At 25.8% G+C, this 9,502-nt stretch carries 7 protein-coding genes; 2 read left to right on the top strand and 5 right to left on the bottom strand.

What is annotated here, in order from left to right; translation table 11 throughout:
- Positions 1 to 333 precede the first annotated feature (333 nt).
- A complete protein-coding gene (locus tag CLPUN_RS02365) occupies positions 334 to 2,067 on the top strand; it encodes an ABC transporter ATP-binding protein (RefSeq protein WP_077845774.1) in 1,734 nt (577 codons plus the stop codon).
- 1 nt (position 2,068) lies between these two features.
- Entirely contained in the window at positions 2,069 to 3,838 is a 1,770-nt protein-coding gene (locus CLPUN_RS02370) for an ABC transporter ATP-binding protein (RefSeq protein WP_077845775.1), read from the top strand.
- A gap of 135 nt (positions 3,839 to 3,973) precedes the next feature.
- On the opposite strand, the gene CLPUN_RS02375 is transcribed toward CLPUN_RS02370, so the two are convergent.
- The 5 genes from CLPUN_RS02375 to CLPUN_RS02395 all read right to left on the bottom strand — a co-directional run bounded on the left by CLPUN_RS02375 (position 3,974) and on the right by CLPUN_RS02395 (position 9,272).
- The gene (locus CLPUN_RS02375) at positions 3,974 to 4,726 is read right to left on the bottom strand and encodes a TIGR03943 family putative permease subunit (RefSeq protein WP_077845776.1); all 753 of its coding nucleotides are present in this window, start codon (positions 4,724 to 4,726) and stop codon (positions 3,974 to 3,976) included.
- A 43-nt stretch (positions 4,727 to 4,769) separates the two neighbouring features.
- The gene (locus tag CLPUN_RS02380; protein WP_077845777.1) at positions 4,770 to 5,762 is read right to left on the bottom strand and encodes a permease; all 993 of its coding nucleotides are present in this window, start codon (positions 5,760 to 5,762) and stop codon (positions 4,770 to 4,772) included.
- A 41-nt stretch (positions 5,763 to 5,803) separates the two neighbouring features.
- Entirely contained in the window at positions 5,804 to 6,430 is a 627-nt protein-coding gene (locus CLPUN_RS02385) for a GTP-binding protein (RefSeq protein WP_077845778.1), read from the bottom strand.
- Between the two features lie 107 nt (positions 6,431 to 6,537).
- Positions 6,538 to 7,479 (bottom strand): GTP-binding protein, encoded by a 942-nt coding sequence (locus tag CLPUN_RS02390; RefSeq protein ID WP_077845779.1) that lies wholly within the window; start codon positions 7,477 to 7,479, stop codon positions 6,538 to 6,540.
- 302 nt (positions 7,480 to 7,781) lie between these two features.
- Positions 7,782 to 9,272, bottom strand: coding sequence for a leucine-rich repeat domain-containing protein (locus tag CLPUN_RS02395; protein ID WP_077845780.1), 1,491 nt, complete (start codon positions 9,270 to 9,272; stop codon positions 7,782 to 7,784).
- Positions 9,273 to 9,502 lie beyond the last annotated feature (230 nt).

Genomic DNA, 9,502 nt, shown 5'->3' on the forward strand with positions numbered 1-9,502 from the left:
GTGGTATGTTATATAAATGATGTTTAAAAAATAATTTTTAAGGAGGTTTAACTATGAAAACTAATAAAATATTTAGAATTTCAACAAAATTTAATATTTATATTCATTCATCTGTGAAACCTCTAATGAGAAATATTATATGATATTTATTAGTTTTAATTTATAGCATTTAACTAATTTTGTTTATATTTAGCACAGCTCTGAATAGCTGTGCTTTTTTGTGCTAAAAATTATTATTTTCTTTTGAGGCGCCAAAAAGAAAACTATAATTTTACACATATTTTTACCATAAATTCATTTTAAACATCAATTACCTTTAAAGGAGGAATTATTATGACTTTATTAAAAACTTACATTGCAAAACAATGGAAACTTTTAATTATTCCTATTATCGCTATGATAGGATGCATTTGTATAGACAGTGTTTATCCTTATCTCCAAAAGATATTTATAGATAGCATTATTCTTGGAGGTATTAACGATTATTTATTTATTTTTATAATAACTATAATATCAATAGCATTAATTCAAGGAATTTTAGGTTATCTAAAAGAATATTTATTTGATAAATTCGCTGTGATTGTTTGCAGACAACTAAGACAAGATTTATATTCCAAATTTCAATCATTTGAATTTTCATTTTTTGATAACAATAACACTGGTGAACTATTATCAAGAATCATTGAAGATGTAGATGTTGTTTGGGATACTCTAGCCTTTGGAATGAGAGTATTCATTGAAGCAATAATACTTTTTTCAATATCTGCTGCTATAATGTTTACTTTAAATCCATCTTTAACAATTATATGTTTAGCTGTTCTACTTCCTGTAGCTTATATCGGAACAATTATGGACAAAAAGTTTTGGACCGTATATTCACAAATCAGTGATCAAACTGCTGAAATTAATTCTATAGTTCAACAAGATGTTTCTGGAATTAGACTTGTAAAAGCCTTTGCTCGCGAAAAACATGAAATATCAAAATTTTTAAAAGTAAATCAAAAATTCTTTGATTTAAATGTTGAACAAGCCAAAATAGTTGGTACTTACGGTCCATTAATTGAATTATTAACAAATAGCGCACCAATTTTAATGATAGTATATGGTGGATATTTATGTATTCAAGGAAGTTTAAGTTTAGGTAGTTTAGTTGCTTTTACCAGCTATATATTTAGTGTTTCCTGGTGTGTTAGAAATTTAGGTTCTCTTATTAACTTACTTTCTCAAAACAAAGCCTCTATGAGTAAAATTAAAGAGATTTTAAATAGAAAACCAGAAATTATTTCTAAAGAAAATTGTTATAATCCTACAGAAGTTAAAGGAGATATTACATTTAAAAATGTAAGCTTTTCTTATAACAATGTTGAAGTTTTGCATAATATTAATTTGAATATTCCTCATGGTAGTAGTGTTGCGATAATGGGAACTACTGGCTGCGGGAAAAGCACTTTACTTTCTTTAATTGGAAGATATTACGATGTAACTAAAGGTGAAATTTTAGTTGATAATGTTAATATTAAAGATTGGAATTTAGAAACTTTAAGAGCTAATATGTCTATTGTTTTTCAAGATACTTTCCTATTTTCAGATACTATTAAAAATAATATTGATTTTGGTAGTGATAAATCTGAAGGATCTTTAATAAAAGCAGTTAAGGACAGTACTGCTTATTCTTTTATTAAAGAAATGCCTGATGGTTTTGATACTGTCATAGGTGAAAGGGGCCTAGGATTATCTGGCGGTCAAAAACAAAGACTTGCTATTTCAAGAGCAATAATTAGAAAATCACCAATATTAATTCTTGATGATTCAACATCAGCTCTTGATATGGAAACTGAATTTAACGTACTTCAAAATCTAAAAAATGATAAGAAAAAAGCCACTACCTTTATAATTGCACATAGAATTTCTGGTGTAAAGGATGCAGATATTATTCTATTTATGAAGGATGGCAAAATTGTAGAAATAGGCAATCATTCAAGTTTAGTTAATTACAAAGGCTATTACTATAATGTTTATTCTCACCAATTTCAAGATTTTGAATCACTTCAATTGGAGGCGAATTAATATGAATGATATAACAAATGAATCTTCTAAAATTGAAATAATCAAAAGATTATTAATCTATGTAAAACCATATAAGATGAAAGTAGTATTTGTAATATTCCTGTTACTTATTGTAATGGCTTGTAGTACATTAACTCCATATTTAATGAAATTATCCATTGATACTTTTGTTGCAGAAAAAAATATTAAAGCATTACTATTTCTTGGTAGCGGATTAATACTTGTTAATATATTTTCTATGATTTTATCTAGAATTAGAACTATAGCTATGTCTAAAATTACCAACCAAATATTAGTTGACATTCGACATAGCTTATACACTCATATTCAAACCTTAAGCTTTAATTTCTTCGATAATAGACCTGTTGGAAAAATTATTTCTAGAGTTGTTGGAGATGTAAATGCTCTTCAAAATTTATTAAATAATAGTATTGTAAATTTAATTCCAAATGTTTTTACTATTATACTAGTAGTTTCTGTTATGCTTATATTAAATCCTATGCTTGGATTAGTTTGTCTTATTACAATGCCATTACTTACAATTTCTATGTTCGTTATAGAAATTAAGGCAGATAATAAGTGGAAAATTTTTAGAGAACATCGTTCTTCTTTAATTGGCTATACTCATGAATCATTATCAGGTATGAAGGTAATTCAAGGTTTTAGTAAAAAACAATACGCTAGAGGAAAATTTGATAATCATATAGGTAAACATGCTAAGGGTTTTATGACTGCTGTTTATACTCAAGATTTCTTTTGGCCATTTTTAGATTTATTTCGTGGATTAAGCCTTGTTATCTTATTGGTTTCTGGATATATACTGAATAGAAAAGGCAATTTAACTTTAGGTACACTAATGGCTTTTTTTATGTATATTGACATGCTATGGAGACCTATTATAAATCTTTCATCATTTTATAATGCTTTTGTTACTAGTATGTCTGCTGGTGAAAGAATCTTTGATATCTTAGATACAAAAAGTGACATGTTAGATAAAGATTGTAATAATAACCTTCCTACAATCAAGGGAGATATTGAGTTTGATCATGTTACCTTTGCTTATTCTAAAGTAGAAGGCGCTGCACTTAAAGATACTTCTTTCAAATTAAAAGCAGGAGAAAAAATCGCTTTAGTTGGTGAAACTGGTGCTGGCAAAACAACTATAACTAATCTAATCAGCAGATTTTATGACCCAACTTTCGGTTCTATAAAAATTGATGGAATTGATATAAAAAATGTAAATGTTGAATCATTAAGAAGTCAAATGGGAATAATGCTTCAAGATTCATTTTTATTCTCTACTTCAATTAAAGAAAATATTCGTTATGGTAAATTAAATGCAACTGATGAAGAAGTAATTGAAGCTGCCAAAGCTGTTAATGCTCATGAATTTATTGAAAAACTTGAAGATGGCTATGATACTAATGTAAATGAAAGAGGTTCAAGATTATCTCTTGGCCAAAGACAATTAATAGCTTTTGCAAGAGCTCTAATTTCAGATCCTAGAATATTAATCTTAGATGAGGCAACAGCAAATATTGATACAGAAACGGAAATACTCGTTCAAGATGGTATAAAAAAACTTATGAAAGGAAGAACTTCAATAGTAATAGCTCATAGACTCTCAACTATTAGAGATTGTGATAAAATCTTTGTTCTTTCTCATGGTAAGGTTGTTGAAGCAGGTACTCATGATGAATTGCTTTTAAATCGTGGATATTACCATAAATTATATTCAGCCCAATATACTTTTCTAAAACAAGATGCTTAATAATATAAAATGTGCTATAACAAATTTAGTTTTTATTTGTTATAGCACATTTTTATATATTTATAACTCTATCTTATCATTCAATTATTCATTTATTCTTTTCAGACAATTTTTATTTTTAATAAATTTATGCAGCTATATTTTATTAATATTTTCATTTTCTAAATTCTCAATTATTAATACTGGTATTTTATGGGCAACATTATTACTATCTTTTATTGTTGAAATACCTATATTTCCTTTAACAATAATCTTCTGATTTTCATAAAGATTATAAACTTCATCATATTCTCCTACAATTCCAATAATCTTTGAATCAGCTGCACAGCAATTCATTACAAGCCTACCTATAATGAACTGATTTTTATTTAAATAATTTTCTTTGCATACAAATCCATGTATTTCTAATTTTCTTCCAAGATAGTTTTTTGAATTTATTCTTATATCATCAAGAATCATAGGATTATCTTCATTAATTATTAGAATTCCTTTTTTATTATTTTGCTCTTGAATAATATCATAATCTATTTCATGTTCATATAAATATTTCATATCTATATTTCTTAAATTACTTTCTTTAATTTCACTATTTAATTGATTATGTTTAAAGGTTTCTTGTTTATTAATTGAAATGACACCTAATGTTATAGTTAATATAATTGGTAGCAATTTCATTTTAAAATCACTGTTTCTTTGTAATGTAAATATTTTTTGAAATTGAAAAAATACAATTATACTTAGCATTACTATAGTAATGTAAATATATTTAATCATTTTCCTGCCTATATAAAAGTCTATCTTCCCTGTAAAAGTTAAGTAAAATATCCATATATCTAATAGGCCAAATACTATAAAACATAAGAATTCATCAAGATTAAATCTTTTCACATTTTTATCCCCTTCTAATATATTGAAAGTATTTGTAGCTATTTTATATTCCACATGTAGCAAATAAACAACAAATTATAAATACAACACTAATTGTACTTATAACTAATTTAAATACAAAACTCTTTTTAAATGTTCCAAATAGCATAACAAGGTTCTTTAAATCAAGCATTGGCCCTAAAATCAAAAAGGCCGCTACTCCACTAAATGAATAATTCTCTAAAAAACTTCTTCCAACAAAAGCATCTGCTTCTGAGCAAAGAGATAATGCAAAACCAAGAATCATCATAAAAATTATAATAAAAATCTTATTACTAAAAATAAAGTTAAATTCACCTTGTGATGATATCACTTGAAACGTACTAGAAATAAAAGCTCCAAATATTAAATAGCCCATAATATCTAAAAATTCTCTATTAGTATGTTCAAATATTGCTTTAAATTTATTTTCATTTACAAAAGAATTATTGCATCCACAATTACAGTAGTAGTCGTTTTTTATATTGTTTAAAATTATACATTCTTTCTTTTCTTCAAGAGCATTTACTATAATTCCTATTAAAATTGCTGATACAAAACCTCCTGCTATTCTAAGAATTACCATAGCTTGTTTATCATAAAAAGCATAATATGTCGACATTATTACAATTGGATTTATTATTGGTACTGAAAGCATAAAGGTTACCCCCAACCCAACTGGTATTCCTTTTTTAATAAGACTTCTTGTTATAGGGATAATGGCACATTCACAAACTGGGAACATAAGTCCAATTAGAGCTGACCCTAAATATCCCCAGATATTTACCTTTGGTATTAACTTAACTATAAATTCATCTGATATAAAAATTTGAATTATTGCTGATATAAAAGAACCTAAAATAATAAAAGGAATCGCTTCAAGCACTATACTTGTAAATATATTGGTGAAGTCTCCTATTTCTTTTATATCCAGATTAATTGCATTTCTTTTAAAAATAAATATCAACAGTATTATTCCACTTAAAGCAAAGAAAGTTAAAATCCTATTATTACTCATAAACCTTCCTCATTTCCAGCCTATATTCCTTCTAACTAATATTACTTATAATTTGAAAATTTAATTTTCATTTTTTTTAAATACTTGTTATCTAATACTTTAGCCTCTCTAATAGTTGATTTTAAAATATATTTATTCTTAACTTTTAAAATATAAGCTTTAGAATTAATATTTTTTATTTTTTCTAAACCTTTTTCTAAAACTTTTTTATTACACTCTTCAGTATTATTTACAACAACCATATCAGCACATTGCACGCAAGGTATTATAAATTCTCCTATGTTATCAATATATTCATTGAGTTTCTTTCCATCTGCCACAAAGAATACTGTAGTAACTTTACAAGCTTCCCTATAAATCTTTTCATTTAATATATTAAATAACTCCTTTAAACTTGATGTTCCATTATATTCTATAACTATTCTATGTGGCTTATACTCACTTATTGAAAATATCATTTCTTCATTAAGTTCTCTAATTTCGTTTATTTCTATAGTCTTAATTAAAGAATTTATATTTGATATTTGTGTGATTTTTGCTTTTCCCTGTTCTAATTGAAAAACAAAAATTCTTTCTCCCTCTACTTGAGTTTCACTTAAAAGTGAATTTATAAAAGTAGTTTTTCCAGCACCTAAAAATCCTGTTACAATCTCAATATGTATTTTCACTTTAAAACCTCCTATAATTAATAGAAAACTTAACCTCTTTTTTATCCTTGATCTTTATTACCGAAACAAAATAACTATGGATATTAATTATTTATATTACTTATTTATTAGCTAAATAATTCTTTTAATTCCTTTTTATTTAGTTCACCTCCAATTATTGAAATAACTTTTCTATTAGACCACTTAATTTTTCTACTCTTAAATTCTCTTGGAACATAATCAAATTGATAATATTCTCCATCAGTTCCTTTTATAATTCCTTTTGCTCTTATTATTCTTCCAAACTTATTGCTGCTTTCTATAAATTCAAATTTTTTTTGAATTTCTTCTGTACTCATATTATAAACAAGCTCTATAGGATAACTTTCAAAAACATTTTTAACATTATGATTTCCTTCTTTTCTAATAGTTTTACTTATAGTAGATTTTATAACTGATACTTCATTTTTATCTTTTTTTTCATTGACTTTAATAATATCTATTCCTTTTAACCTTTCCCAAGGCTTATATATTATTTCAGCCTTAGAGTTAAATTTCTTTAAAGAATTTATTGTAGTTTCAATCTTGTTTTCATCTACAAATTGGCTTCTGCTTAAAACAATCTTATTTGCTTGTCTTATTTGGTTTTCATAGAAGTCTTTAAAATTTTTTAAATAAACATCATAATTTTGAATATCAATTAAAGTAATAATATTTCTAATTTCAATTTTATTCTCAAACTTTTTTTCTTCTAACAACTTTAATATTTCACTTAATCTTGCTACTCCTGAAGGTTCAATTATTATATTTTCAGGAACATATTTATTTATAACTTCAAACACAGCTTCACTGAAATTTCCAGATACTTGGCAGCATATACATCCTGAATTAATTTCCTTAACTTCAATATTGCTTTCCTTTAATATATCTGCATCTATTCCAATTTCACCAAATTCATTTTCTATAATAATTGTGCTTTTTCCATAAGCCTTTTCGTTTAATAACTTTTTAATAAGCATAGTTTTACCAGCACCTAAAAATCCTGAGAATATATCAACTTGAGGTTTCATTTAAATTTTTCCTTTCTATATTAAACTCATATTTATATTTATACTTTAATTATTTCCTATATATGAATAAAATTTGTAGTATATATGTTAAAGTTTATTTGTTATTTAGTTTTTTATTTAACAAAATAACTCATCTCGCTTTCCATTAAAATACAAATTTCAAATTTTTCACTTACTAAAGACTTACTACTTTTTCTTTCTTTAATTAAAGTTTTATATTTTTATAAAAAATACCCTGTAAGATAGAAATAACATTTTATCTCTATACTTACAGGGTACAATTTACATATATTTAATTTTCATTAAGATGGATAATAGAAGAAATGAGTTGCTCTATCCGAAATAGCAGTGTCTTCTAATACTTTTCTTCTATGAAGCACCAAATTTCCATAGCTTGTCCTTTGATTATCTACAATATATGCATATCCATTTTTATCCCAACACATAAAAATATATACATGTGTGTAATTATTGGTAAATACAATATCACCTGGTTTTATTTGTGAAAAATCATAGCTATATGCAAATCCTCTGCTCTTTAATTCATTTTCAAATTGATATGTATTAGCTACTGAACGTGGAATATTAACTCCAATTCTTCTTAAAGCTTCAGATGAAAAAAACACACAATTATTGTCAGTTGCTCCCCCATGTAACCAAACAGCAGTATTATCAACACTCATTTGGTTATTTACATCTGTCATATACTTAAATAATTGATAATTAGCATTTGAATGAGAATAATTATAATATGTATTTACAGCTTCACCATTAGCTTGTACATAATTATAGCCATCAAGCCACACATTTCTTAGTAATGATCCATCAGTAGAAAACTTATACTTCTTACCATTTATAACTTTCTCTGTAGCTGTTAACATTGCACCTGTGGAATCATCTAGATAATAAGTTTTATTATCTACCTCTAACCATCCATATTGCATAGCTCCACTGCCTGAAAAATAACAATAATTATTGTCCACTTTTACCCAACCTGTAAGCATTACTCCATTGTCACTTAAATAATATTTAACACCTTTAATGACTTGCAATCCTTTTTGCATTATTCCATCTTCATTAAAGTAGTACCATTTCCCACTTACTTGTTTCCAATCATTTTTTATCATGCCTTTTTCTCTATCATAATAATACCAATTTTTACTTTTATCGCTTTCCCACCCCTCTCTTACATTACCGTCATCAGTAAATTCATATTCTTTACCATTAATTTTTTTAGTACCCTTAATTCTCTCCCCGTTTCTATCTAAATAGCACCATTTGCTTTTTAATAAATACCACCCTTCACTAAGTGTAAATTTATTTTCTTCAAAATCACAATAAGTATAATTACCATTAGCTGCTTTTTGTTTAATATTATCGGGTAGCTTTTCAATTTTATTGTCTCCTAAATCTAAATAAGTAAGTTTAGGAAGATCTCCCAATTCTTCTGGAATTTCTCCTTCTATTGCAGAATAATTTAAATCTAAATATTCTAAATTCTTCAATAATTTTATTTCTTTAGGAATTTCATCTTTAATATTTTTATATGATAATTTAATTTTTTTAATATTTAAAAAATCCTGTTCTGTAAGATTTTTTACATTCTTCCCTACTTGACTAGAAACTTCTTTTGTAAGCCAATTATCCTCAATTTGAACCTTGCTTTCAACATTACTTTGCTTAGTAATTTCTTTAGTTGTTTCAATCTCTTTTGCGTAAGCTACTGCTGGAATACTATTAATACATAAAATTATACATAGCATGGCCAATTTTTTCAATTTATTTTGCTGCATCTAAATCGTCTCCCTTTATTTTTTAACAAATAAATTATACCATTTTAGATACATAATCTCAAATAATTCTAAAATAATCTAATTTTATCTATAAAAATAATACGGCAAATTGCAATAACAAATTGAACTAATTTCTATTTATGACTTAAACACTTGTATTTTCTTAAACTGCATAAATTTTATCTAAGTGTGCTTCAAATAACTCTTCAGGAGTCTTATAGTTAAGTATT

Source organism: Clostridium puniceum, from assembly GCF_002006345.1.
Lineage (GTDB): Bacteria > Bacillota > Clostridia > Clostridiales > Clostridiaceae > Clostridium > Clostridium puniceum.

Bases quoted from the DNA above. Each gene is read 5' to 3' on its own strand.
- CLPUN_RS02365 (WP_077845774.1), top strand. From the start codon at position 334: ATGACTTTATTAAAAACTTACATTGCAAAACAATGGAAACTTTTAATT.
- CLPUN_RS02370 (WP_077845775.1), top strand. From the start codon at position 2,069: ATGAATGATATAACAAATGAATCTTCTAAAATTGAAATAATCAAAAGA.
- CLPUN_RS02380 (WP_077845777.1), bottom strand. From the start codon at position 5,762: ATGAGTAATAATAGGATTTTAACTTTCTTTGCTTTAAGTGGAATAATA.
- CLPUN_RS02390 (WP_077845779.1), bottom strand. From the start codon at position 7,479: ATGAAACCTCAAGTTGATATATTCTCAGGATTTTTAGGTGCTGGTAAA.
- CLPUN_RS02395 (WP_077845780.1), bottom strand. From the start codon at position 9,272: ATGCAGCAAAATAAATTGAAAAAATTGGCCATGCTATGTATAATTTTA.